We start from the raw sequence: 26,305 nt of genomic DNA on the forward strand, positions 1-26,305 counted from the left end.
GAGCAAACCACGCCGAAAGGCGAAACGCATTTGGGGGACTCGACGCCGGCCACAGAGTCGGGCGCGAGTCTCACGGGAGGGGACACCATGAAGACGCAACAACACCGCCTTTGGCTGACGGCTTCCGCCGCGGCCCTGCTGGCCGCTGGCGCGGCGCACGCGCAGACCCAGACCGCGCCATCCAGCGATAGCGCCGTCGCGGAGGTGGTTGTCACCGGCATCCGCCAGAGCCTGCAATCGGCCGTGCAGATGAAGAAGAACACCATGGAGGTGGTGGACTCCATCCGCGCCGAGGACATCGGCAAGCTGCCGGATCCCAACGTCGCCGAGACCCTGACCCGGATCCCCGGCGTGCAGGGCTATCGCTACGGCGGCGAGGGCGCCTCGCCGGTCGGCGTCGGCTCGGGACTGACCATCCGCGGTCTTTCGGGCCAGACCTCCTCGCAGGTCGACGGCCGTTCGTACTTCACCGCCGGCGGCAGCGAGTTCAACATCGAAAGCGCCATTCCCGGCATGATCGCCGGCCTGGACGTCTACAAGAACCCCTCGGCCGAGCATATCGAGGGCGGCATCGGCGGCCTGATCGACATCCGCACCCGCAAGCCGCTGGACTTGCCCAAGTTCTCGGGCAGCGCCGCGATCTCGGGCCGCTACAACGACCTGGTCAAGCAGTGGCAACCGGAATACTTCGCCCTGCTGTCGCACCGCTGGGACACCGGCGCCGGCGAGATGGGCCTGCTGCTGGCGGCCAACTACCAGAAGAGCTGGAACCGCTCCGACAACGCCCCGGGCCCCGGCGGCGCCAATCTGCGTCGCGTGGTGCGCGCCGACAACGCCGAGTACATCGGCAACGCTGCTTACAACCAGGCCTATGCCGGCCGTAGCGACGTGGCGTTCCTGGCCGATGTCGCCGATCCGCTGGCCCTGACCGCCGCCCAGCGCGCGGGCCTCGTCAACATGGCCGGCGTGCAGATCAATGTGAACGAAGAAGACATCCAGCGCACCCGAAAGGGCTTCTCCGGCGCCTTCCAGTGGAAGCCGCACGCCGGCCTCGAGTTCTATGTCGACGGCAACTACAACTCCTACCTCTACCACCAGGGCTATCGGTTCATGAATGGCGCCGACAGCCGCTACGTCCAGGGTCTGCAGACTTCGGCCTTCAACACCACCGAGGGCCTGACCATCCGCAACCGCAATGGCGGCGAGGACGCGGTGCTGGCCGGCCAGCGCTTCGGGGCCGGCACGTTCCTGGGCTCCAGTTTCACCTCGACCGGCGGTGACGAGCATCGCCTCTACGAAACCTACATCGTGGCCGGCGGGGCCAAGTGGTCGCCGACCGACGACCTCGACCTGAAGTTCGACCTCTCGCACGTGAAGGCCGACCAGGAACAGGACAACCGCTCGGCCAACATGGTCCCGCGCGCCGGCCTGACCTGGGATGTGACGCGCACGGTCGGCATACCGCAAAAGGTGGCGATCAGCGGCCCGTCGCTGTCGAACCCGGCCAATTGGGTGCTGCAGACCTACGCCAATGGCACCGAGAACATCTATGACGACGTCGGCGACGCCGCCCAGTTGGACGGCAAGCTGCGGGTCCACGACAGCTTTATCGAAGCCGTGAAGTTCGGCGCGCGCTACTACCGGAAGAAGTCGCGCTTCTACAACTACTCCTACAGCGGCAAGCTCCTGACCGCGGACGGCCTGCCCCTGACGGTCAACCAGTCGAACGGCGTCCTGGCCAGCAGCGTCCAGGACCTGGTGGCGGCCTCGCACACCAACTGGTTCGGCGGAGACGGCGGCTACAGCGGCGGCTATCTGACGTTCAATCCGGACTCGCTGCTGGGCGACAACGTCCGCAACCGCTTCCCCCTGGCCGGCATCCCGGCCGAGGACTCGATCCCCGAAGTGCTGCTGTCGCGCCGCAAGGCCGTGGAGCAGACCTATGCCGGCTACGGCGTCGTCGACTTCGCGTTCCTGAACGATCGCATCCGCGGCAACGCCGGCGTCCGTGTCGTGCGCACCGAACTCGACGCCGAGGCGATGATCACCGACAGCACCGGCGCCACGCCGTCGATCGTGCCGAACAAGAAGAGCAACGGCTATACCGACGTCCTGCCGACTCTAAACGTCACCGGTTACATCCAGGACGACCTGCTGCTGCGCTTCGGCTTCGGCAAGGGTCTGACCCGTCCGAGCGTTGGCGACATCAACCCGACCGTCTCGGTCAACGTGACCAACGGCACGGGTTCGCAGGGCAATCCCAACCTGGCCCCGCTGCGCGCCAAGAGCTACGACCTGTCGCTGGAGAAGTACTTCAGCAAGTCGGCCTACGCTTCGGCGGCCCTGTTCTATAAGGACATCAACGGGTTCGCCCTGGGCGTCGAGACCTGTCAGACCGTGCCGACGTCACCGGCCTACAGCGGCTCGACCCCCAACAACTGCCCGGCCGGCCAATATCGCGTCACCCAGTCGGTCAACGCCGACCCGGGCTACGCCAAGGGCGTCGAGGTCGCGGCCCAGACCTTCTTCGACTACGACTTCGCGCCGAGCTTCCTGCGCAATTTCGGCGTCCAGGGATCGTATACCTGGGTCAAGACCGAGCTGCCCCTGCTGCTGGCGGGCGTGAAGGTCAATGCGCGCCAGCCGTTCCAGTCGGACCGGAACTGGAGCCTGGCCGGCCTCTACGAGAACAAGCGCGTCTCGGCCCGGGTGGTCTACACCTACCGCTCCGACTTCGTGCTGTTCGGCGTGGCGGCCAATCCGATCGATGGCCGCTACGTGAAGGGCTACGGCCTGCTGGACGCCTCGGTGAACGTCAATCTTCGCGACGATCTGAGCCTATCGATCACCGCCTCGAACCTGACCAACAAGGCGCCCAACCGCTATGTCGGCGAACCGGGCGGCTACGAAACCGGCGTCCTGCGCCAGTACTTCATGAACGGCCGGATCTACGGCCTGAGCCTTCGCTACAAGTTCGGCGGCTGATCCTCCTCGCGATCCCCGCTTCCCCCTGGGCGCTGTCCTTTGGACAGCGCCCATCTTTTTTCCAAGGAGGCGCGCTGTCTTCGGACAGCGCCCGTCTTTTTTGATGTCAGTTCGCGCGGCGCAAAAAGCGACCGGCGCGACCGGCGGTTGGCCCGCCTTCGGTCCAAGCCAGCAGGCCATTGACGAAGACATGCGCGATGCCCGCCGCCGGCTGGGTGGGCGCTTCGTAGGTCGCGCGGTCCAGGATGGCGTCGGCGTCGAACACGGTGACGTCGGCCTTCATGCCCACGGCGATCCGGCCGCGATCCTTCAGGCGGAAGGTTTCTGCGGCAAGGCCGGTCATCTTGCGGACGGCGGCCTCTAGGCTCAGCAGCCGAAGGTCGCGGGCGTAGTGGCCCAGCACGCGCGGAAAGGCGCCCCACAGCCGCGGGTGGGGCAGGGTGTCGTGCGGCAGGCCGTCGGAGCCGATCATGCAGCAGGGATGGCTGAGGATGGCGCGCATGTCGCTCTCGGCCATCTGGAAGTAGCTGGCGCCGCCGGGCTGCAGGCGCTCGGCCGCTTCGGGCTCGCTGACCGCCCAGTCCTCCGCGATCGACTTCAGGGTCCGGCCGCCCATCTCGGGATGCGGTTCGGACCAGTTGATCAGGATCTCGACCTCGCCGTCGGCTAGGTCCGGGCGGATAATCGTCGAGCCGGCCGTGTACGGATAGCAGTCCAGATGGACCGGCTGGCGCTGGCGGGCCTGGTCGATCAGGCCCAGCGTCTCGGCGGCGCGGCCCCAGTTGCGGACGCCGGCGCACTTGTGGTGCGACAGGATCAGCGGGGCGGGACCGGACTCCGCCGCGCCCTGGGCGACCTGGAACGCCTCGCGCAGGGCCTCGATGATGCCTTCGCGCTCGTCGCGGATGTGGGCGGTATAGACGCCGCCGGCAGCGGCCACGGTCGCGGCCAGGCCTTGCAGTTCCGCGACATCGGCGGCCCAGGCCGGGGCGTAGAAAACGCCGGAGCTGAGGCCCAGTGCGCCTTCGTCCAGGGCGTCCCGCAGCAGGGCGTCCATGCGCGCGCGCTCGGCGGTGGTGGCGGGACGTTCCAGATCGTCCAGGCACAGCACCCGCAGCGCCGAGTGGCCGACCAGGGCCGCGACATTGACCCGGGGCGTGGCCGCTTCCACCGCCCGGCGATAGTCGGCGAAGGTGTCGTAGGCGAAGTCCTCGCGCGCGCCCAGCAGGTTGAACGGCTCGGCGACGGCGTCGTCGAAGCGCAGCAGCGGGGCCGAGATCCCGCAGTTGCCGGCCACCACCGTGGTCACGCCCTGGCTGATCTTCGGGACCATGTCGGGCTGGGTGATGCAGATCAGGTCGTCGTGGGTGTGGACGTCGATGAAGCCCGGGGCCACGACCAGGCCGCTGACGTCGACGACGCGGGCGCCGGGGGCGTCCAGCGCCGGACCCACGGCGACGATGGTGTCGCCGGCGATCGCCACGTCGGCCGCGAAGCCCTCGCCGCCGCCGCCGTCGATGACCAGGCCGCCCCTCAGGACGATGTCGGCGGTGATGCTGTCCTTGACCATGATCGGCGTCAGAAGAACGTCTTGAGGCCGCCCAGGACGGCGTAGTCGTCGTCGACCTCCAGCAGCAACGACCATTTGTCGAAGGTCGTGCACGGGTGGGAGATCTCGAAGCCCAGCAGGTCGCCGACCTGGAGATCGGCATCCGGTGGGACGGACAGGAAGCCGTGCTGGTCGGCCAGCTTCTCGACGGTGACGTCGGGCGCGGCCTGGGGCGCGGCGTGCAGGCCCTCGCGGAACCAGCGGCGAGCCATGGGCAGGTGAATGTCGAACGACACGTCGCGCTTGCCCATCATCACGATGGCCAGGTCCGGCTGCGGACGCGAGATGACGCGGGTCCAGATCTCCAGCGCGGGCTGGAGGCGCGGGGGCTCGCCGACCACGCTCCGGTCGTCCATGCGGGCCAGCAGCTCGCGATAGAAGCCGCTGTCGTGGGTGACGTAGCAGCCGCTGCGCAGCACCGGGATCGCGCCCCCTCCTTGACTGGCAAGCGCGCGGCCGGCCAGGGCGTGGGCCACGAGGTCGTAATAGGCCGAGCCGCCGGCGGTCAGGATGACTTGGTCCGGATCGGCGAACAGGTCCTCGGCCCGGAGGGCTTCGTGGAAGCCCAGCACCCCGCCAAGATAGGCGTCGACCTCGGTGGCGTCGCGATGGGCGTGGTCGCTGAAGATCAAGCCTTCGTAGCCTTCGACACCATGCAATTCGACGCGCGGCAGCTCGCGGACCAGGCGGGCCAGGGCCAGGCCTTCATCAAGGGTGCGGACGCCGCAGCGGCCGTTCGCCATGCCCAGCTCGATCAACAGCCGGGCGGGCGGCGCGTCGGGGAAGCGGGCGAAGACGTCCGAGATCGCCCGGGCGCCGGCGGCGCCGTCGACCAGGACGTAGCAGGGGCGATCGGGCGCGGCGGCCGTGAGGCGCGCCAGGCCCTCGATCTCGGCCCGCCCGACCAGCTGATTGGCCAGGATCAGGCGCGGCGCGCCCAGGTCGTGGCACAGCTTCAACTGGCTCATGGTGGCGACCGTCAGGCCCCAGGCGCCGGCGTCCAGCTGGCGAACCAGCAATTGCGGGCACATGGTGGTCTTGGCGTGCGGGGCCAGCTTGGCGCCGGCCCGGTCGACATAGGCCTGCATGACCGCCAGGTTGTTCGTGAGCGCCGTGCGCTTGAGCACCGCCGCCGGCATCGGTAGGTCGCCGGCCAGCAGGTTCAGGCCGGCCGTGGCCAGATCGCCCACCGTCCGGATCGAACCGTCCAGCGGGATCGCCTTGGTCCCCGGCGCCAGCCTCAGGTCGTCGATGTCGCCGAGCCCCACGCGCGTCGCTCCCTAGGCTTGCGGTTTCAGGGCGATGACTTCGATCTCGACCTTGGCGTCGATCATCAGCGGCGACTGCACGCAGGCGCGGGCCGGCATGGCGTCGCCGAAATAGCTGGCATAGACGCGGTTGAAGGCGTGGAAGTCGCGGGCGTCGTCCAGCCAGACATTGGCCTTGACGACGTCCTTCAGGGTGCAGCCGGCCTTTTCAAGGATAGCGATCAGGTTCTGGATGGTCTTATGGGTCTGCGGAACGACGCCGCCCTCGACCACGAAACCGTTCTCGTCCATCGCGACCTGGCCCGAGACGAACACGAAGCCGTTGGCGACCGTGGCCTGGCAAAAGGGCAGGGACTGCCCGCCCGTTCCGGTGGCCGAAGCCCCAATGCGTTCAATCGACAACGATACCTCCCAGCTTCGAAACGAAGCGCTATGAGGTCGAAAAGGCCACCGGTGATGTAGTGGTGTCAACGAAAATGTAGTGAAACTTTCATTTTGGCTATCATTCGAGCCGTCAAACGCGATTGCGGGGCGACATCGTTGTCACTATCTGTTGCGGCCCGACCGGAAACCGGCCGAAGATAAGCCTTGCCGCGTCGGGGATCGGGGCGCTTGGAGAGGGACCACGGGATGAGCCAGCCTGCCATGCAGAACGACGGCGGCGACATCCTTCCGCGCTTGAAGGGGATGATGGAGTCGATGACTCGATCGGACCTGAAGATCGCCAAGCTGATTCTGAAATCGCCCAACGAATTCGTCCGCTCCAGCGTCCGTTCGGTGGCCACGGACCTCGGCCTCAGCGAGCCGACCGTGCTGCGCTTCTGCCGGACCGTCGGCTGCGAAGGGTTCAAGGACCTGAAGTTCCGGCTGATCCAGGAACTGGCGCTGGCCCAGGCCATGACCGACCAGCGCGAGCGCGCCGCCCGGCCCGCCCACGCGCCGGTGCGCGAAGACCAAGCGGCCCGCAATCTGGCGGCCGGCGACGACGCGGTCGGCGACCGGGTCTTCGACACCATCATCGAGGCCCTGACCCGCACCCGCGACACCCTGGTCGAGCCGGACCTGCTGGCCGCCGCCGCCGCCATCGCGCGGGCCGGGCGGGTAGTGATCTACGGCATCGGCGGCAGCTCGGCCGCCCTGGCCACCGAGATCCACAACCGCCTGTTTCGCCTGGACGTGCCGGCCATGGTGTTCACCGACGGCTACGCCCAGCGCATGTCGGCGGCGATCCTGTCCGAGGGCGACGTGGCGATCTTCCTGTCCTCGACCGGCCGGCCGCGCGAGCTGCAGGAGAGCATGGAGCTGGCCAAGTACTACAAGGCCTCGTGCATCGCGATCACCGACGGCGAGTCGCCGCTGGGCCGCGACGCCGACATCTGCCTGCACGTCGGCCTGGCCGCCTCGGGGGTCGAGGAGTTCCAGCCCAATCCGATGCGCTTCGCCCAGCTGTTCATCATCGACCGCCTGGCCTACGCCGTGGCCGTGGCCATGGGCGAACGCGCCCACCTGATGCTGCGCCGCGCACGCGGCAGCGTGGCCTGGCTACACGGCATCGCGCCGCAGCAGCCGATCGGGGATTAGGCTTAGAAACTGTCATCCCGGACAAGCGCATACGCTACGCCCGGGATGACAGGTTGATAGCTTATCGCCTTGCTTCCAGTGTCACCGCGTCCAGCGCCCACAGCATCTCCTGCCGGGGCCGGTTGAACGTCAGGCACACGTCCTTGACACCCGCCGTCGCGGGGATCTTCGCGGACACCTCCGACAGCCCGGCCTTGCGCGCCGCCTTGGCGTCGATCGGGATCACCGCCAGGGTCTGGCCCTCGCACAGCGCCCCGTCGGTCTCGCGCTTGCGCACGACCAGTTCGCCGTAGGGGCTGGTCTTGGGCGTGTCGAACGTCACGATCCGCCGCCCGCCGGCCAGCTGGAAATTGAACGGGGCCTGGCCGATCCGGGCGGTCAGGGTCGCGCCCTTTGCCAGGTCCGCGCCTTCCCAGATCCAGCAGGGGCGGTAGATGCCGATCATGAACACCGGACGCTGGCCCTCGCGCGGGAAATCAGCCTCGAGCCGGAGCGGCACGGTCTCGCCGCAGAACTTCAGCTGGGCGCTGACCCGGGTGTTCAGGGCCCGCGTCGATACCGTGAAGTCGCGCACCGCGCCCAGCGGCTGGCCGTTCAGGAACGTCCGCGCCTTCAAGGTCGCGCCGTCCTTCAAGGTCAGAGGCGCGGCATAGAGCGGCGAGGCCGTCGTCGGGATTGCGCCGCCCGTGGCGTAGCGGATCTCGCCCAGGCCCAGCGGCGAGGCCAGGCTGACGCCGATGCCGTCGGGCTTGGCCGCCAAGGTCGCCTCGGGTTCGAAGGGAACGCTGTCGTGGGCGACGCCCAGCGCGTCCAGCTGCCCCAGGATCACCGGCAGGCCATTGCCGTAGCGGCTCCAATCCCGGCGGGTCGGCGGAGTCCAACCCAGTTCGGCTACCGCGGTCAGGCGCGGAAAGGCCATGGTCTCAACCCGCCGGGCGTCGCGCTGGTGCTCGGTGAAGCTGTTGGCCTGCACGCCAATCACGTGACGGGCCTGCTCCTCGGAGAGCCCTTCCGTGCGCGGATCGAAGGCGTAGAGGCCCTTCAGCGTCGAGATCTCGCTGCGACCGGGCGGTTCGTTGGCCGACAGGCTCTGGCGGCTGTCCATGTAGAACTGCGGATGCGCCGTCAGGATGGTGTCGTGGCCATGCCGAGCGGCCTCCGCCGCGCGATCGACGCCGCGCCAGGCCATGATGATCGAGCTCTGCTGGGCGCCGCCCTCGAGGATCTCGTCCCAGCCGACGATCCGCCGGCCCTTGGTCGCCAGGTGGGCGGCGATGCGGTTGATGAACCAGCTCTGCAGCTCGTCCTCGTTCTTGAGGCCGAGTTCCTTGATGCGGGCCTGGATCTTCGGACTGGCCTGCCACTGATTCTTGATCGCCTCGTCGCCGCCGATGTGCAGGTACGGAGCGGGGAAGATGTCGACCACCTCGTCGAGCACCGTCTCCAGGAACGCGAAGGTGGCGTCGTCGACATTGTAGAGATTCGGAAAGACGCCCCAGTCCGACATGCCGGAGGTGGGGACCTCTCCGGTGACGCCCAGTTCCGGATAGGCGGTGATCGCCGCGGTGGCGTGGCCCGGCAGCTCGATCTCGGGCACGACCATGATGTTGCGCGCCGCCGCGTAGGCGACGATCTCGCGCGCCTGGACCTGGGTGTAGAAGCCGCCATAGGGCGCGTACTTGGCCGGCGCGGGGCGATAGGCGTCCGCGCCCTTGGGCGCGCGCCAGGCCCCGACGCTGGTCAGTTTCGGATAGGCCTTGATCTCCAGCCGCCAGCCCTGGTCATCGTTCAGATGCCAGTGCAGGACGTTCAGCTTGTAGGCGGCCATGGCGTCGATCAGGCGCTTGATCTCGTCGACGCTCTGGAGGTGGCGGGCGCTGTCCAGCATGAAGCCGCGCCAGGCGTAGCGGGGCGCGTCCTTGATGGTCACGGCGGGCAGGGCGGAGCCGTTGGTCGCCAACTGCCAGACCGTCACGGCGCCATAGAACAGGCCCTTGCGGTCGCCGGCGGCGATTTCGACGCCGGAGGGGGTGACGGTCAGGGCGTAGGCTTCGCCCGCGTCGTTCGAGCGCTTCAGCGCGATCGCGCCGGTTGGAACCGGGCCGCCCTCGATGATGGTCAGCCTGGGCCGGCCCGCGCGGACCAGCATGTCGCGCAGTTGCAGCGCCACGGCCTTGGCCTCGCCGTCGCCGGCCGGGACGTGGATCCTCGTACGGGCGATCAGGCGAAAGTCGCCGGCCTGGAACGCGATCTCCGCCGGCCACGGCGCGAGGGCGGGCGTGGTCGCCCCGACGGCCGGGGCGGCGAGGCAGGTGGCGGCCGTCAAGGCCAGGATCAGGGCGCGCGAGGGGCTTGCAGCCATCATGTCGGAGGTCCTCCCGGCGGTTCCGCGATCATGTTTGATAGTGTGACTACATCGCGCCTGTCATCAGGTCGAGAGGGCGTCAGACATTTGCAGTTGACGCCATGGAAACTGCTACCTGGGGGAAATTGTTGAAAATCATTGATGATACGGGCTAGGTCGCGTTGGCAGCGGCAGCAGGTCCATGAGGGCCGAATTCCGCCGCGCAGCGATGGCGCCGCTTTCCGAGGCGTCGAGATTTCTCATTGAAAAACATAAGAAAATTACGCACTCCGGTCGCGAATTCGAGCGATACTTTTAGGAACGCTACATAAATGAATGTTTTATGATTGACGTTATCCGAGCGCCGTGCCTATCCTCATCGCGTTCCGATCAAGGCGTCAGGGGCAGATGAACGAGGCGTACTTTAAGTATGTCGCGGATCTGTACCGGGCCTGTGGAATGGAATTGAGAAACAGCGCACCCGCGCTGCAAATAAAAAAGAAATCAATGCATGCGGTCGGCGCTCCCAGCCGGGGGCCAGGGGTTAGTCTTCTCAGCACGGGGGCAGGAATTTTGTTCAAGATAAATCGCCGTATCTACGCCGGCTCGGCTTCGGCTCTAGCGCTGTTGTCCTGGGGGGCGATGGCCAATGCGCAACAGGCCGCCACGCCGGCGGCCAACGACGAGACGACCATCACCGAGGTCGTCGTCACTGGCTCGCGCATCAATTCGCGTGGCTTCACCCAGCCGACGCCGACCACGACGGTCACGGCCGAGGACCTGGAGAAGGCCTCGCAGCCCAACATCTTCCAGGCCATCACCCAGATGCCGGCCCTGCAGGGCAGCACCGGCAAGACTGTGGCGGCCAACGGCACCAGCTCGGGCGCTCAGGGCCTCAGCGCGTTCAGCCTGCGCGGCCTCGGCGCCATCCGCACCCTGACCCTGCTGGACGGCCAGCGCGTCACCCCGGCCAACATCACGGGCGTCACCGACGTCAGCCAGTTCCCGCAACTGCTGATCAAGCGCGTCGACGTGGTCACCGGCGGCGCCTCGGCCTCGTACGGTTCGGACGCGGTCGGCGGGGTGATCAACTTCGTGACCGACAAGACCTTCGAGGGCTTCAAGGCCCGTCTGGAAGGCGGCGAGAGCAAGTACCACGACAACGACACCGTCGTGGCCCAGTTCGCCGGCGGCAAGTCGTTCTTCGACGGTCGTCTGCATGTCATCGGCAGCGTCGAGTACAACCGCGAGGCCGGCGTCCTGGCCGGCGACTTCGGCCTGAACCAGGCGGGCGGTCGCGACTGGTTCAACTCGCCCGCCATCCAGGTTCGCCCGTTGGCCGCCAGCGCGGACGGCTTGCCGCAGTACCGCGTCATCCAGGGCGCACAGCAGATCCAGTACGCCAAGTACGGCTTGATCACGAACGGCCCGCTGCAAGGCATCGCCTTCGGGGCCAACGGCGCGCCGCGCCAGTTCCAGTATGGCTCGAACGGCGTCGCCACGGGCACGGGCGCGGTGACCAACTGCTTCAGCCCGTTCTGCGTCGGTGGCGACCTGTCGGGCATCATCGGCGCCTCGCCGACCCTGGCCGCCCGCCTCAAGCGCAAGGTCGCCTATGGCCGGATCAGCCTGAAGGCGACCGACAACGACGAGGTGTACTTCACGGCCAACTTCGCCGACGCCTACTCGCTGAACCAGCCCAACACGGGCGAGGAGAAGACGGGCCTGACCATCCAGTGCGAGAACCCGTTCGTTCCCGCCGCGATCAAGGCCTCGTGCGCCACCGCCGGCATCACCAGCTTCGCGTTCGGCACCAGCAACGGAGGCTTCGGCCCGATCGCCGTCAACATCAAGCGCGAACAGGCCCGCTTCGTCCTGGGCGCGACCGGCAATCACCAGCTGTTCGGCACGGACTGGAAGTACGACGCCTACTACGCGTTCGGCACGAACCGCATCAAGCTGGACGTCGACAACATCTCGGTCACCTCGCGCTACAACGCCGCGATCGACGCCATCGCCGGTCCGAACGGCATTCCGATCTGCCGCGATCCGGTCGCCCGCGCCAACGGCTGCGTGCCCCTGAACGTCATCGGCCAAGTCGCCCTGGACCCGGCCGCGGTGGCCTATGTCCTGCCGGCCAACGGTCCGTTCCAGCGGTCCAAGCAGATCGAGTCCGTCGCCAGCTTCAACGTCACGGGCGAGCCGTTCTCGACCTGGGCCGGTCCGGTGGCCATCGCCGCCGGCGCCGAGTGGCGTGAAGAGGACTACCGCACGATCACCGACCCGTACGGCGACGGCCTGACCGCGACCGCCCAGTACAACGCCGACTATCCGGCCGACCCGGTGGTCCGCACGACCGGCAACAACTGGTACGCCGGCAACTATCACAGCGGCCACGGCTACTATCACGTGGTCGAAGGCTATCTCGAGGCCAACGTGCCGGTCCTCAAGTCGGACGCGCTGGGCGAGGCCAACATCAACGGCGCGGTCCGCCAGACCAAGTACAGCACCTCGGGCAATGTGACGGCCTGGAAGCTGGGCGGCGCCTGGAAGACCCCGATCGAGGGCCTGCGCTTCCGGGCCGTGACCTCGCGCGACATCCGCGCCCCGAACCTGTCGGAGCTGTTCGCGCCGCCGGTCGTGACCAACGCCACCGTCCTCTACAAGGGCGCGGCGACCAACGTCCTGCTGCAGACGGTCGGCAACACCAACCTGCGTCCGGAAAAGGCGCGCAACACCGAGGTCGGCGTCGTGTTGGCCGAGCCGAAGTTCCTGCCCGGCTTCAGCCTGTCGGTCGACTATTTCGACATCAAGGTGAAGGGCGCGATCAGCGTCCTGGCCGCGCAGGACCTGGTCGACCTCTGCGTCGCCGGCAACCAGGAAATCTGCTCGAGCATGCTGCTGACCAGCGCCACGCCGAACACCAACTACGTCCGGGTCCAGGCCTTCAACGTCGCCTCGCTGCGCAACAAGGGCTTCGACATCGAGGCGGTCTATCGCAAGAACCTCGAGGACTGGGGCCTGCCGGGCCAGGTGCAGCTGCGGGCCCTGGCCACGCACACCATCAGCTTCGTGACGAAGTCGGGCGTGCTGGGCACTATCCCGGTCGAAAGCGCGGGCGTGAACGTCGGCAACACGCCGGACTGGAAGGCGACGTTCACCCAGACCTGGACCAAGGACAAGCTTAGCCTGTCGGTCTACGAGCGGTGGATCAGCGACGGCGTCTACAGCAACGAGTTCATCGAGTGCCGGACCGGCTGCCCGGTCTCGACGGTGGCGCACCACACCATCGACAACAATCAGATGAAGGGCGCGACCTATGTCGACGTCGGCGGCTCCTACGAGGTCACCGCCAACACGACCGCCTACTTCAAGATCGACAATCTGTTCGACAAGGACCCGGTCGCCTCGCCGACGACCAATGTCAGCCCCGGCGTGAACCCGTTCCTCTATGACGTCATCGGCCGGATGTACCGCGCCGGCGTGCGCCTGAGGTTCTAGGCCCTACCTCCCCGGGCGCGCCCTTCCCCCGGCGCGCCCCGATCAGGCCGCGACATCCTCCCCGGTGAAGCGGCCGGTCCGAGCCCCTCCGACGGTTCTCCCCGCCGCGAGGGGTTTCGATTCCCCGGTGTCGTACGTCGAACGTCGCGACGCCGGGGAATCGCTCTTTATCTTCTCCGAACGCGGAGCTTCGCCGCGTGCTCCAGGGGGGCTTACCTGATGGTGTTCGCAGTCGTCGCGCTGATCGCCCTGCTGGTGGTCCTGATTGGCTGGGGCAAGGTCCCGCCCTTCGTCGCCTTCCTGCTGACGGCCCTGGCCGCGGCTTTCTGCTTTGGCATGCCGCTGGATCAGGTGGCCAAGTCGATGGAGAAGGGCGTCGGCGAGATGCTGGGCGGCCTGACCGCGATCATCTGCCTGGGCGCGATGTTCGGTCGGGCGATCGCCGACAGCGGCGCGGCCCAGAGCATCGCCCGAACCCTGATCGACGTGGTCGGCCTGCGCTTTATCCTGCTGGCCATGGCCCTGACGGGCCTGATCGTCGGCATCCCCCTGTTCTACAGCGTCGGCTTCGTGGTCATGGTGCCGCTGATCCTCACCATCGCCCGGCGCGCTGACCTGCCGCCGGTCTATGTCGGCCTGCCGCTGCTGTGCGGTCTGTCGGTGGCCCACGGCTTTCTGCCGCCGCATCCGTCGCCCGTGGCGCTGATCAGCCTGTTCGGAGCCGACACCGGCCTGACCCTGGGCTATGGCCTGATCGCCAGCGTCGTGGCGTTGATGGTCGGCGGACCGGTGCTGGCCCTGGCGCTGAAGCGCCTGAACGCCGTGCCCCAGGCCGAGCCGGGCGCGGAGGTCTCGTTCACCGTCGCCGCGACCGCCGACACGGCCACGCCCGGCGCGTTCAACAGCTTCACGACGGCCCTGCTGCCGGTCGTGGCCATCGCCGCGACCACGGCGCTCGTCTTCGCGATGAAGACGCCATCCGAGACCAAGACCATCGTCACCTTCATCGGCCAGCCGGTGGTGGTCCTGACCCTGGCGCTGATCTACGCCACCTTCAGCCTGGGCGTGCTGCGCGGCCTGCCGTTCACCGGTCAGATGGCCCGTTATGGCGATGCGCTGAAGGACGTGGCCGGCATCCTGCTGATCCTGGCCGGAGCCGGGGCGCTGAAGCAGGTGTTCGTCGACAGCGGCATCAGCAACGCGCTGGGCGCCTGGCTCCAGACCGTGCCGCTGCATCCGCTGGTGCTGGGCTGGCTGATCGCGATGGTCATCCGCGTGGCCCTCGGCTCGGCGACCATCGCCGGCCTGACCGCCGCCGGCCTGCTGCAGCCGGTCGTGGCCGCCTCGCACGTCGACCCGAACCTGATGGTGCTGGCGGTCGGGGCGGGCAGCCTGATGTTCTCGCACGTCAATGATCCGGGCTTCTGGCTGTTCAAGGAATATTTCGGCCTCAGCCTGAAGGGCACGTTCCTGTCCTGGACCGTGATGGAGAGCCTGGTCGGCGTCGTCGGACTGCTGTGCGTGCTGGGCCTGAGCGTCGTCCTTCCCGGCTAGATCGCCTATCGCCTGTCCACCGGAATGTTCGCGCTAAAGGCGATCGTTGCGGCGCGAATCGTAGGCCTATGAGACGGCAGGCTTCCCTGACGAAATAGGGCTCGCGGGACCCGATGTTGAAGAGGCCGACGGACGTCACCCAGCTCGATGGGCTGGTGCGCTATTCGCGTGGCGTCGCCCTGTCGCGTCTGGCTCTCGTCGCCTGCTTCGTCCTTCTGCTGATGAAGTTCACGCCCTGGCGGATCGCGGCCCTGGGGATTTTGGAGTTCGGGCTCTACTTCGCCCTGTTCCTGGCCACCGAACTGGCCCTGCGCGATCCGGACCCGGTCAAGGCGCACCGGCGCCTGGCCCTGCAGTCCGACATCCTGATGCTCCTGCTGGCCTCGAACGCCTGCTGGATCGCGGTGCAGATCCGGCTCTACGACCATCCGCAGATGCGGGTCGAGGCCGCGCTGCTGGCCATCTGCGTGCTGCTGTTCACGGCGTTGCGCGTGCATTTGACCCGGGTCAGCTATGTGGCGGGCGTGGTCCCGCCGACCCTGACCCTGATCTGGATCGCGATCGACTGGAGCCAACCGTTCCAGGCGCACCACTTTACCTTGGCGATGGTGCTGTTCGTCGCGGCGGTGCTGGTCGTCACTGGCCGCCAGCAGGCGACGGACCGAGCCCTGACCGCGACCTTACGCGACCTGACCCGCAACAACGTCGCCCTGACCCAGGCCATGCACGAGACCCGCGCCGCCAACCGCGTGAAGAGCGATCTGCTGGCCGTCGCCAGTCACGAGATCCGCACGCCGTTGAACGCCGTCCTGGGCTATGCCCGGGCGTTGAGAGGCGAGCCGCTATCGCCGCGCCAGGCCGAACTGGCCGAGGGGGTGGTGGAGGGCGGCGAACAGCTGGCTCGTCTGCTGAGCGGGATCCTGGACCTCGCCCGCGCCGACCCGCGCCAGGCGCGGCTGGAGCTGTCGCCGGTCGATATCCGGGCCCTGGCGCGGTCGGTGGTCAGGGTCTGGAGCGGCCATGCCCGCGCCATCGGCGTCGCGTTGACGTTGGAGGACGCCGACCCGACCGTGTCCTTTCTGGTGGTCGCCGACCTGGTGCGGGTCGAGCAGACCCTGGTCAACCTGGTCTCGAACGCCCTGGGGGCCGTCACCGAGGGCGGGGCGGTCAAGCTGCGGCTGGCCGGGGTGGCCCAGAACGAGGTGCTGCGGGTGCTGGTCGAGATCGCCGACACCGGCCCGACCATTCCGCCCGAAGAACACGACAAGGTGTTCGAGGCCTGGGACCAGACCGGACGCGGGCGGGTCCAAGGCGGGGCTGGTCTGGGCCTGCGGATCTGCGCTCAGAACCTGGCGCTGATGGGCGGAGAGATCGGCGTCGAGTCGCCGGCGGGACAAGGGGCGACCGGACGGGCTGGGGCGGTTTTCTGGTTCGCTTTCACCGCGCCGATCCACCGTCCGCCGCCGCCCCGCGAACCGCGGACCGCGTCGCCGGAACTGATCCGCGTGCTGGCCGCCGAGGATAACGCGGCCAACCGCCGGGTCCTGGCCTTGGCCCTGGAAAGCGCGCCGGTGTCGCTGGTCTTCGCCGAGGACGGCGCCGTGGCGCTGGACCTTTGGCGCTCGGCGCCGTTCGACCTGATCCTGATGGACGTGAACATGCCCGTTCTCGGCGGGCGCGAGGCCGTGCGGGCGATTCGCGACGCCGAGCCGGTCGAGACGCGGATTCCGATCTGGATGCTGACCGCCAACGTCTCTCCGGACGACGTCGCTCGCTATCGCGACGACGGAGCCGACGGGGTCCTGCGCAAGCCGCTGGATGTGGCGGCGTTGTTCGCCGTGCTGGCCGATGTCGCCCAAGCGCGGCTGACCGAGGTCTGATCCCTCGATTCGCTCATATTATGCGATAAATGGTAGGGCTCAGAGCCTGGGGTTCGCCGCCAGCCCTGAAGCGCGCGAGCCTGGAACTCGAGGGCGGCTGATGCGCCGCACGCGCCGCGAATTTTTGATGCACGCATGAGAGGCGACGATCGGCTGGAAGCCGGCCTTCAGCGCATGCCTGAACGCCCGGAAACCGGTTTCCTTCGCAAGATATGGCGCAACTATGGCGATAGTTGCGCAATGTGGCGCCTTTGCGGCAGTGCGAAATGAATCCGACTGGGGCCCATTTATCATAAAAATATACCCAAAAAGGCCTTGAAAAAAGATTGCTAGCGCTGTCAATTTGCCATTGCGGCGGTCCATGACCGATGTTACCGCTAACTCGTCTCTCGTGCATTGGTTGTTCGCCGGGTGCGAGAACGGGAAGAGCGGTCGGGAAACACTTCCGGCCCGTAACAAAAACAGCGCCCCACAGGGGCTAATTAGGGGGAACGGCTATGAAGCGGCTTCGTCGCTTGCACGCGTCTGCCTCTTGCGTCGCCATCACGGCGGCCATGTTCGCCAGCCAAGCGCTGGCCCGGCAGACAGCAGCACCAAACACCACGGTCGACGAGATCGTCGTCACCGGCATCCGCGCTTCACTCGAACGGTCGATCGAGATCAAGCGCACCAACAGCGGCGTGGTCGATGCGATCTCGGCCGAAGACATGGGCAAGTTCCCGGACACCAACCTCGCCGAATCCCTGCAGCGGATCACCGGCGTGTCGATCGACCGGACCAACGGCGAAGGCTCCCAGGTCACGGTTCGCGGCTTCGGCCCCAGCTTCAACCTGGTGACCCTGAACGGGCGCTCGATGCCCACCGCCAAGGTCGCCACGGTCGGCGGCGACCAGTCGGCCGACTTCGCGTCGGGCACCAGCCGCTCGTTCGACTTCTCGAACCTCGCTTCGGAAGGCGTGACCACGCTGGAGGTCTACAAGACCGGCCGCGCGGCCGTGCCCTCGGGCGGTATCGGCGCCACCATCAACGTGAAGACCCGCCGGCCGCTCGACGGCAAGCCAGGCCTGACTGGCAGCATCGGCGTCAAGGGCGTCTATGACACCAGCATGGACAAGAAGGTCGACGACTTCGGCCACAAGTTCACGCCGGAAGTCTCGGGCCTGGTGAACTGGGCCGACGATAGCGAGAAGTTCGGCGTTTCGCTGTTCGGCAGCTATCAGAAGCGCGACTTCACCAGCCGCGCGGCCACGTCGAACGACTGGAACATCCGCACCTATGCGGACTTCATCAACCCGGCCAACGGCTTCGTCCGCAACGGCGGCGCGACCCAGATCACCAACGCGCCGTCGAGCCCGAACACCCTGGTCGCGATCCCCAACGACAGCCGCTATCACTTCTCGCAAGGCGAGCGTGAACGGGTCAACGGCCAGATGTCGGTCCAGTACCGTCCGGTTGAGAACCTGACGTTCACGGTCGACGGCCTCTACGCCCAGAACAAGCAGTTCGAGCGTCGCAACGACAGCACCAACTGGTTCAACCGCCCGTTCGACAAGGTGACGTTCGACAACAACCCCGTCGTCGCCACTGCCGTCCTACTGTCCGAAACCCTGACCGGCACCAAGGACATGGGCTTCGAGCAGCAGTACCGCGCCACCAAGGACACGCTGAAATCGGTCGGCTTCAACGGCGACTGGGCCGTCAACGACCGCTTCGGCCTGAGCCTGGACGCGCACGTGTCTAAGGCCGACAGCCGGCCCGACGCCCCGAACGGCACCAGCATGACCTCGGTGTCGATCGGCGCGCCGATCGTCTCGTCGCATAGCGTCAACTATCAGGGCGACATCCCGGTCCAGACCATCACGATCAACGACGCCGCCCCGCGCGGCAATGGCAACGGCGTGCTGGACGTCGGCGACCTGGGCAGCCAGGTGGCCCGCACCTCGGCTCAGCGCCAGCAGCAGAAGGTCAAGGAAGTCCGCCTCGACGGCCATTGGGATCTGGACGACAACGGCAGCCGCTTCGACTTCGGGGCCGACTACCGCACGTCGACCATGATCCAGACCAGCCTGAACACCCAGCAGGACCTGGGCAGCTGGGGCATCTCGAGCCCGCGCGACGTCCAGCAATACGCCGGCAACCTGGTCAAGCAATTCTGCCTGGCCTGCCAGTTCAACTCGTTCCACCCGAACCAGTCGGGCGCCGGCCTGGTGTCGTTCCGCGCCAACGCCATCGACCTCTACAAGGCCCTTTCGGCCCCGTACGTGGCCAAGGGCAACGCCATCGGCGTGACCGGCCAGGACAACAACCGCGTCAAGGAAAACATCTCGGCGGTCTATGGTCAGATCACCTGGAAGTCGGAACTGGCGGGGCGTCCGACCGAGCTGGTCACCGGCATCCGCTACGAGACCACCGAGGTCACCTCGACCTCGCTGGTGCGCACGCCCAGCGCCATCGTCTGGACAGCCGACAACGACTTCACGGTCCAGACGTCGAGCACCTACCAGCCGATCTCGGGCAAGGGTAAGTACAACAACCTGCTGCCCTCGATGGACTTCCGCATCGACCTGCGGGACAACCTGACCGGCCGCTTCTCGTTCAGCCGCACCATCGCCCGTCCGGAATACGGCAACCTGTTCGCCGCCCAGACGGCCGGGGCGCCGAACCGTCCGATCGCCAACGGGGCCATTCCGCTCGGCACCAGCGGCAACCCGGACCTGGATCCGCTGATCTCCGACAACTTCGACGTGTCGGTGGAGTGGTACTACAAGCCCAGCAGCTACGTGTCGTTCGGCTTCTTCGAGAAGCGGGTGAACAACTTCGTCGGCACCGGCACCAAGAACGGCAATCTGTTCGGCTTGCGTGATCCGAGCTCCGGCGCGGCGGGCAGCCGTTCTGGCCAGGCGAAGGACGCCCTGACCGGCATCGGCGCCAACCAGACCGACGTGAACCTGTTCACGATGACCGCCCTGATCCAGCAGACCGGTTCGGTGGCGGCGGCGACGAGCCAGTTCCAAGCCAACCGCATCGCGGGCGGCGACCTGAACCAGGCCTTCGTTGACTCGATCCTGGCGGCCGTCGACATCACGGCCAACAGCAGCGACCCGTTGTTCAACTTCCAGATCTCGCAGCCGATCAACAACAAGACCGGCAAGATCCACGGCTTCGAAATCGCGGCCCAGCACTTCTTCGGCGACACCGGCTTCGGTGTCTCGGGGGCCTATACGCTGGTCAGCGGCGACGTGGGTTTCGACAACGGCGCCAATCCTTCGCAGGATCAGTTCGCCCTGCTCGGTCTGTCGGATACGGCCAACGCCACCCTGATCTACGACAAGCACGGCTTCTCGGCCCGCGTGGCGTACAACTGGCGTGACAAGTTCCTGCAAGCCACCAACCGTGGCGGCTCGCGGAACCCGGTCTATGTCGAGCCCTTCGGCCAGCTGGACTTCAGCGTCAGCTACGACGTCACCCCGAAACTGGCGGTGTCGTTCGAAGGCATCAACCTGACCAAGGAGCACCTGCGCACCTACGCTCGTGACCCGAACGAGCTGTGGTTCGCCCAGGAACTGGACCGCCGCTTCCTCCTCGGCGCCCGCTACCGCTTCTAGGACCGGAAGTCTCCTAGACGCGAAGGAGGGGCCGTCGCGCTTGCGGCGGCCCCTTTCTTCCTTTGAAGTGCGTGAGTGCGACGAGCGTGGCTAAGGCGGACATGAACCGAGTGCTTTTGAACAATGTCGACCACGCCGACCTGCGCGTGATCGCGACCCACGGCGCGGCGTTCGGCGACGCGATCAACCAGGTCCTGGTGCTGCCGACCGAGTTCGAGGCCGTGCAGCGTGAGTATCCGATCCTGATCCGCAAGGACGCCAACGGCGCCTACCAGGCCGTGGCCTTGCTGGGCCTGGACCGCGACGAGAACCTGTTCCTGGACGAGACCGGCTGGAACGCCCGCTACGTGCCGGCCGTGCAGCGGCGCGGGCCGTTCTCGATCGCCCTGCAACGTGACGAGCCGGGCGCCGAGCCGCGTCCGATGATCCATGTCGATCTCGACCATCCCCGGGTCAGCCGGACCGACGGCGAGCGCCTGTTCCTGCCGGCCGGCGGCAACGCCCCCTATTTGCAGGGCGTCAGCCGGGCCCTGGGCCAGATCCACGACGGGCTGGAGATCGCCGGGCCGATGTTCGCCTTCTTCGACGAGCTTGGGCTGATCGAGCCGATCGATGTCGAGATCAAGCTCGACGACAATACCAGCTACGACCTGCCCGACGTCTTCACCCTGGCGCCGGATCGCCTGGCGGCCGTCACGGGCGAGACCCTGGAGCGCCTGCACCAGTCGGGTCTGCTCCGCGCGGCCCATTGGATCATCTCGTCGATGGGCAATGTCGAGGAACTGGTCGCCCGCAAGACCGCCCGCCGCGCCCTGGCGGCCAGCGCCGCATGAGCGCCCTGGTCGCCCGTCGGACGCTGGAAACCACGGTCGCGACGCCAGCCGAGATCCCGTTCGACGCGGTGCTGGCCGGCCAGACGCCGATGGTCTTCAAGGGCTTGGCGCGCGACTGGCCGTTGGTTCAGGCGGGACTTCAGTCCGGTCAGGCGGCTCGCGACTACATCCGCGCCCACGACCAGGGCGGCCGTGTGGTCGGCTACACCGGCGATCCGGCCATCAAGGGCCGCTTCTTCTACGACGAAACCCGCGCGGCGATGAACTTCAAGGCCGAGCGCGCGCCGCTCGAGACCTTCCTGCGCCGGCTCGAAGAGGTCGAGGGCCAGAACGACGCCCCATCGGTCTATGTCGGGTCCGCCGATCTCGACGCCTATTTCCCGAGCCTGAAGGCCGCCAACGACCTGGGCCTGGGGTCCGAGACCTTCGGCGTCGAGCCGCCGATGGCCGGGATCTGGCTGGGCAACCGCACCGTGGCCGCGGCCCACTACGACATGTCCAACAACATCGCCGTCTGCGCCGTGGGCCGACGGCGCTTCACCCTGTTCCCGCCGGATCAGGTCGAGGGCCTCTATCCCGGTCCGCTGGAGCCGACACCCGGCGGTCAGGTGGTCAGCATGGTCGACTTCGAGAACCCGGACCTCGACCGCCACCCGCTGTTTCGCCAGGCCCAGGCCGCGGCCCAGGTGGCCGAGCTCGAGCCCGGCGACGTGCTGGTCTATCCGGCCCTGTGGTGGCACCAGGTCGAGGCGCTCGACGCCTTCAACGTGCTGGTGAACTATTGGTGGAACGCCGCGCCGGGCTATGTCGACACGCCGATGACCACCTTGCTGCACGGCCTGCTCAGCCTGCGTGACCGGCCGGATTTCGAGAAGCGGGGTTGGAAGGCTCTATTCGACTACTACGTGTTCGGCCCCGCCGAGCGCGCCGGGGCGCATCTGCCCGAGGCCGCGCGCGGTCCGCTGGGGGCGATGGATGAAGCAAAGGCCAGGCGGCTGCGGGCGTATCTGCTCGACCGGCTGAACCGATAGGACTCCTGGGAGGGACGCATGGATCAGCAGACGATCCGCAAGGTGGTGATCGCGGGCGGGGGCACCGCCGGCTGGATGGCCGCCGCCGCCCTGGCCCGGCAGCTGGGCCCGCTGCTCGACATCACCCTGGTCGAGTCCGAGGACATCGGCACCGTCGGGGTAGGGGAGTCGACCATCCCCACGGCCCGGACCTTCAACGCCCTGCTCGGGATCAATGAGCCGGAATTCATGGCCGCCACCCAGGCGACCTTCAAGCTGGGAATCTCGTTCGAACACTGGGGCGAGATCGGCGATCGCTACATCCACTCGTTCGGCCAAGTCGGCAAATCCACCTGGATGGGCGGCTTCCATCATTTCTGGATGCAGGCCAAGGCGCAGGGCTTCGGCGGCGATCTGGGCGACTATTGCCTGGAGCTGAAGGCGGCCGAGCAGAACCGGTTCTATACGGGCGAGGACAGTCGGCTGAACTACGCCTACCACCTGGACGCCGGCCTCTATGGCCAGTTCCTGCGCAAGATGGCGCAGGCCGACGGGGTGCGCCGCGTCGAGGGCAAGATCGCCAGCGTCCGCCAGCGGGCGAGCGACGGCCATGTCGAGGCCTTGGTCATGGAGAATGGCGACGTCGTCGAGGGCGATCTCTTCGTCGACTGCACCGGCTTCCGCGGCCTGCTGATCGAGCAGACCCTGAAGGCCGGGTTCGAGGACTGGGGCCACTGGCTGCCGACCAACAGCGCTCTGGCGGTCCAGACCCGCTCGACCGAACCGGCCGTGCCCTATACCCGCGCGATCGCCCACAAGGCCGGCTGGCGCTGGAAGATCCCGCTGCAGCATCGCGTCGGCAACGGCCTCGTCTACTGCAACGAGCACATGTCCGACGACGAGGCCAAGGACATGCTGATGGGCGAGATCGAGGGCGAGACCCTGATCCAGCCGCGCCTGATCCGCTACCGCACGGGCCGCCGTCGCAAGACCTGGGACAAGAACGTGGTCGCCCTTGGCCTGGCCAGCGGCTTCGTCGAGCCTCTGGAATCGACCTCGATCCACCTGATCATGATCGGCGTGACGCGGCTGATGCAGCTGTTCCCGTTCGCGGGGATCAGCCAGGCCGCCGTCGATCGCTACAACCGGCAGGCCGACGACGAGCTGGAAAAGATCCGCGACTTCATCATCCTGCACTACAAGGCGACCGAACGGTCCGACAGCCCGTTCTGGGACCGAGTCCGCGAGATGGAGATCCCCGACAGCCTGGCGCAACGCATCGCGCTGTTCCGCGAGAGCGCCCAGGTCTATCAGGCGCCCGGCGAGCTGTTCCAGGTGGACTCGTGGCTGCAGGTCCTGCTGGGCCAGCGGGTCACGCCCCAGGCCTATCACCACATGGGCCGGCTGATGCCGCCCCAACAGCTGAGGCAGGCGCTGGACGACCTAAAGCGCAACATCGCCGGCGCGGTGACGCGCCTGCCCCAGCACCAGGCTTTCCTGGACGCCTACTGCGCGCCGGTCGTGAGCAAGAGCGCTTAGGGCTTTACGTCTCGATCGGCGCGAACAGCTTCTGCAGCGTGGCGCCGATCCGGGTCGTCGCCGGGTCGGCAGCGTCCAGGCCCATGGCCTTCAGCTCGCCGCCCAGGCGGCGGCCGACGGCCAGCAGGGGACGGCTGGTGACCTGGGCCCGCGCCAGGGCCTCGACCGCCTCGGCGTAGCGCTCGGCGTTGAGGTTTTCCAACGCCCAGACGCGGGCGGCCTTGCCGGTCTCGGCGCGGAGGGTCGCATCGCCGGCCAGGCGCTCCAGGACCGCGCGGATCTCCTCGACGACGATCTCGCCGTCGACCTTGAACACCAAGTCGTCGGGCAATTCCCCATAGAAGCCCGCCTTGGCGACCACTGTCGGGCGGCCGCTCAGCATCGCCTCGCACGCCGATCCCGAGGCACCTTCCAGCACCGGCTTGCGCAGGCAGACCATGATGTCGGCCTCGTCGAGGCGCTGATCCAAGGTGTGATCGTCGACCGCGCCGTCGATGATCAGGTTCTCGAAGCCGACCTCGGCGGCGATCGCCCGCAGCCTGGCGCGCTCCTCGTCCGAGATCGGACCGACCAGGCGATAGGCGCAGGCCTTCAGGGTCACCGACCCGCCGATCGCGCGCAGCACGTCGGCGACGCGCTTGTTGGCGTTCATCACCCCCACCGTGGTGATGACCAATTGATCCTTGGCCCTGGGCGGGCCCGGCGGCGTCGCGCGGTCCGGGCAGCACAGCGGGGTCACGGCGACGGGCCCTGAGCAGACAGCCTCCAGCTTCGGGGCATAGAAGCGGGCGTGGGCGAGGGCGGCCTCACAGCGGCGGGCCAGCCACTCGGTCATCGGCAGCTTGGCGGCGATGTCGCCCATGTCCGGCATCTGGCCCGAGCGAACGGCCACCGCGTCGGCCTCGGCCTCGAAGCCATAGGTGTCGATGATCTCGGCGTCGTGCCGACGATAGTCCAGGCCGTTGAAGTGCAGCCAGCCCGAGAACAGGTTGTAGATATAGAAGTCGTGGAAGATCCCCAGGCACGGCGCGGCGTCCAGGATCGCGAACACGCCGGCGTGGAACGGATAGTTGTCACCGATATTGACGATGACGACATCGAACTCGGTTCGCAGGCGCGCCAGATCGTAGGATCGCCAGTGGTGAACGGGCAGGCGGGTCGGGTGCAGCGGCTCACCGGGCGTGTCGACGTCCTCGCAGCGCAGGATCTCGACTTGGTGACCGCGCGCGGCCAAGGCGCGCGCGACCTCGGCGCTGACCCGGCCGATCGACGAGCGGAGGGCGAACGGCGTGACCCAGCAGATCCTCATCGGCGGGTCCTAGCGCTGCAGCAGGCGACGTTCGGCGTCGCCGCCGGCGCGCACGAAGGCGATGTTGGCCGAGACCACCTTGGCGACCGCCTTGGCGCTGGTCGGCGCCGCCGCGCTGGTCGCCTCGTCGATGATGTAGGCCTTGAAGCCCTCGTCGGTGAAGGCCTTGAACCACTGGGCGGGCGTCTGGCCGACGCGCTTCAGGTGCTCGGGGCCGAACTCGGCGACGATGGCCAGGTCGGGGTTCTTGGCGATCAGGCCCCGCATGCCGGCCAGCACGTCCAGCTCGGCGCCCTCGACGTCGATCTTGACCACGTCCATGCGCTTGGCCGGCGCGACGTCGTCCAGGCGCACCACCTCGACCTCGACCGTGCGGGCCTCCTCGGCCTCGGGCAGGGCGTAGAGCGAGCTGTGGCCGATGATGTCGCTGACGTGGAACGTCAGGCGGCCGGGCTTCTCGCCCACGGCCTGGTCGCGCACCTCGACCCACGACAGGCCGTTGAGATGTTTCATCTTTTCGAGGTTCGAGCGCGGAATGGCCTCGGGCTCGAAAGCGATGACCTTGCCGCTCGGCCCGGTGGCCCAGGCCAGCAGCAAGGTCAGCAGGCCGATATTGGCCCCGACGTCGGCGACGGTCATGCCCGGCTGGACCAGGCGGCGCAGCACGTCGCCGGTGCCGGGCTCCAGGCCCTTGCTGGTGGCGTTGGCCAGCATGGTCACGAAGGTGGGCAGGGCGCGCGGGGCCAGGACATAGCCGTCGCGCATACGGATCGCCATCGACTCGTCATCATAGGCGATCAGCGGCCGCTGCTTGATTTCCAGCTCGTCGAAGCGCGGGCCGAACAGGCCGGGCAAGCGAGCCAGATCGTCGCCGAGACGGTCGCCGCGCATCTCGATCCGCGCGAGCGGCGGCTCCAGACGCGACAGGTGGGCCGACAGGGCGCGAGCGGTGGAGTCGTTTTGCTTTAGCGCCTCATGCAGCAGCGCATGGGTCTGATCGAGGCGGGCGTGCACCGCGTGCAACTCGGCCGAGAGGACGTTCAGATGATTGCGCGCCTCGTGCAGCTCGTGCTCGACGCTGGCCTGAAGATAGCGGCGGGCGTAGTTGGCCAGCGGCGAGAGCACGGGCCCCAGCAGGCGGCGCGCGAATCCGAAGCGGCGGCGCGGCGGCGGACCCGACCCGTTCGGATCTGGTATAGCGTTCGATGTTTCGATGACGGGAGCGCGCATGGCGGAACTCATCGCCAGGTCCAGGCGTGCGGGCCTCAAGTCAATCCTTCCCGAACG

General features: G+C 67.5%; 15 protein-coding genes. 9 read left to right on the forward strand and 6 right to left on the reverse strand.

Annotation, left to right across the window (positions count from 1 at the left end):
* Positions 1-87 precede the first annotated feature (87 nt).
* Positions 88-2,985, forward strand: a complete 2,898-nt coding sequence (locus ABIC66_RS13955; protein WP_354070893.1) for a TonB-dependent receptor — start codon at positions 88-90, stop codon at positions 2,983-2,985.
* 106 nt (positions 2,986-3,091) lie between these two features.
* Here ABIC66_RS13955 and ABIC66_RS13960 read toward each other — a convergent pair whose 3' ends face one another.
* Genes ABIC66_RS13960 through ABIC66_RS13970 form a run of 3 tightly spaced genes read right to left on the reverse strand, consistent with a single transcriptional unit; the run spans position 3,092 to position 6,264 of the window.
* The gene (locus ABIC66_RS13960; protein ID WP_354070894.1) at positions 3,092-4,555 is read right to left on the reverse strand and encodes an N-acyl-D-amino-acid deacylase family protein; all 1,464 of its coding nucleotides are present in this window, start codon (positions 4,553-4,555) and stop codon (positions 3,092-3,094) included.
* An 8-nt stretch (positions 4,556-4,563) separates the two neighbouring features.
* Positions 4,564-5,862 (reverse strand): type III PLP-dependent enzyme domain-containing protein, encoded by a 1,299-nt coding sequence (locus tag ABIC66_RS13965; RefSeq protein WP_354070895.1) that lies wholly within the window; start codon positions 5,860-5,862, stop codon positions 4,564-4,566.
* Positions 5,863-5,874: 12 nt separating this feature from the next.
* On the reverse strand, positions 5,875-6,264 hold the full coding sequence (locus ABIC66_RS13970; RefSeq protein WP_354070896.1) for a RidA family protein: 390 nt from the start codon (positions 6,262-6,264) through the stop codon (positions 5,875-5,877).
* A 228-nt stretch (positions 6,265-6,492) separates the two neighbouring features.
* Here ABIC66_RS13970 and ABIC66_RS13975 point away from each other — a divergent pair, with 228 nt between their 5' ends.
* Positions 6,493-7,443: a MurR/RpiR family transcriptional regulator gene (locus ABIC66_RS13975; RefSeq protein WP_354070897.1), complete on the forward strand. Its 951-nt coding sequence runs from the start codon at positions 6,493-6,495 to the stop codon at positions 7,441-7,443.
* Between the two features lie 61 nt (positions 7,444-7,504).
* Here ABIC66_RS13975 and ABIC66_RS13980 read toward each other — a convergent pair whose 3' ends face one another.
* Positions 7,505-9,808 (reverse strand): beta-N-acetylhexosaminidase, encoded by a 2,304-nt coding sequence (locus ABIC66_RS13980; protein WP_354070898.1) that lies wholly within the window; start codon positions 9,806-9,808, stop codon positions 7,505-7,507.
* Between the two features lie 621 nt (positions 9,809-10,429).
* Here ABIC66_RS13980 and ABIC66_RS13985 point away from each other — a divergent pair.
* From ABIC66_RS13985 to ABIC66_RS14015, 7 genes are all read left to right on the forward strand, one after another.
* Positions 10,430-13,288, forward strand: coding sequence for a TonB-dependent receptor domain-containing protein (locus tag ABIC66_RS13985; RefSeq protein ID WP_354070899.1), 2,859 nt, complete (start codon positions 10,430-10,432; stop codon positions 13,286-13,288).
* 219 nt (positions 13,289-13,507) lie between these two features.
* Positions 13,508-14,842: a GntP family permease gene (locus tag ABIC66_RS13990; RefSeq protein ID WP_354070900.1), complete on the forward strand. Its 1,335-nt coding sequence runs from the start codon at positions 13,508-13,510 to the stop codon at positions 14,840-14,842.
* A 113-nt stretch (positions 14,843-14,955) separates the two neighbouring features.
* Entirely contained in the window at positions 14,956-16,722 is a 1,767-nt protein-coding gene (locus ABIC66_RS13995; RefSeq protein ID WP_354070901.1) for a response regulator, read from the forward strand.
* Between the two features lie 497 nt (positions 16,723-17,219).
* The gene (locus tag ABIC66_RS14000) at positions 17,220-20,327 is read left to right on the forward strand and encodes a TonB-dependent receptor (protein ID WP_354070902.1); all 3,108 of its coding nucleotides are present in this window, start codon (positions 17,220-17,222) and stop codon (positions 20,325-20,327) included.
* A gap of 101 nt (positions 20,328-20,428) precedes the next feature.
* The gene (locus ABIC66_RS14005; RefSeq protein WP_354070903.1) at positions 20,429-21,160 is read left to right on the forward strand and encodes a SapC family protein; all 732 of its coding nucleotides are present in this window, start codon (positions 20,429-20,431) and stop codon (positions 21,158-21,160) included.
* Positions 21,076-22,191 carry a cupin-like domain-containing protein gene (locus ABIC66_RS14010; RefSeq protein WP_354070904.1) on the forward strand — a complete coding sequence of 372 codons (1,116 nt, stop codon included), beginning with the start codon at positions 21,076-21,078 and terminating at the stop codon, positions 22,189-22,191. The genes ABIC66_RS14005 and ABIC66_RS14010 overlap by 85 nt, the downstream gene beginning before the upstream one ends.
* An 18-nt stretch (positions 22,192-22,209) precedes the next feature.
* Positions 22,210-23,709, forward strand: coding sequence for a tryptophan halogenase family protein (locus tag ABIC66_RS14015; protein WP_354070905.1), 1,500 nt, complete (start codon positions 22,210-22,212; stop codon positions 23,707-23,709).
* Positions 23,710-23,713: 4 nt separating this feature from the next.
* On the opposite strand, the gene ABIC66_RS14020 is transcribed toward ABIC66_RS14015, so the two are convergent.
* On the reverse strand, positions 23,714-25,018 hold the full coding sequence (locus ABIC66_RS14020) for a glycosyltransferase family 4 protein (protein ID WP_354070906.1): 1,305 nt from the start codon (positions 25,016-25,018) through the stop codon (positions 23,714-23,716).
* A 9-nt stretch (positions 25,019-25,027) separates the two neighbouring features.
* Positions 25,028-26,287, reverse strand: coding sequence for an FkbM family methyltransferase (locus ABIC66_RS14025; protein ID WP_354070907.1), 1,260 nt, complete (start codon positions 26,285-26,287; stop codon positions 25,028-25,030).
* Positions 26,288-26,305: the final 18 nt, after the last annotated feature.

It is taken from the genome of Caulobacter sp. 1776 (genome assembly GCF_040545685.1).
In the GTDB taxonomy this organism is placed as follows: Bacteria; Pseudomonadota; Alphaproteobacteria; order Caulobacterales; family Caulobacteraceae; genus Caulobacter.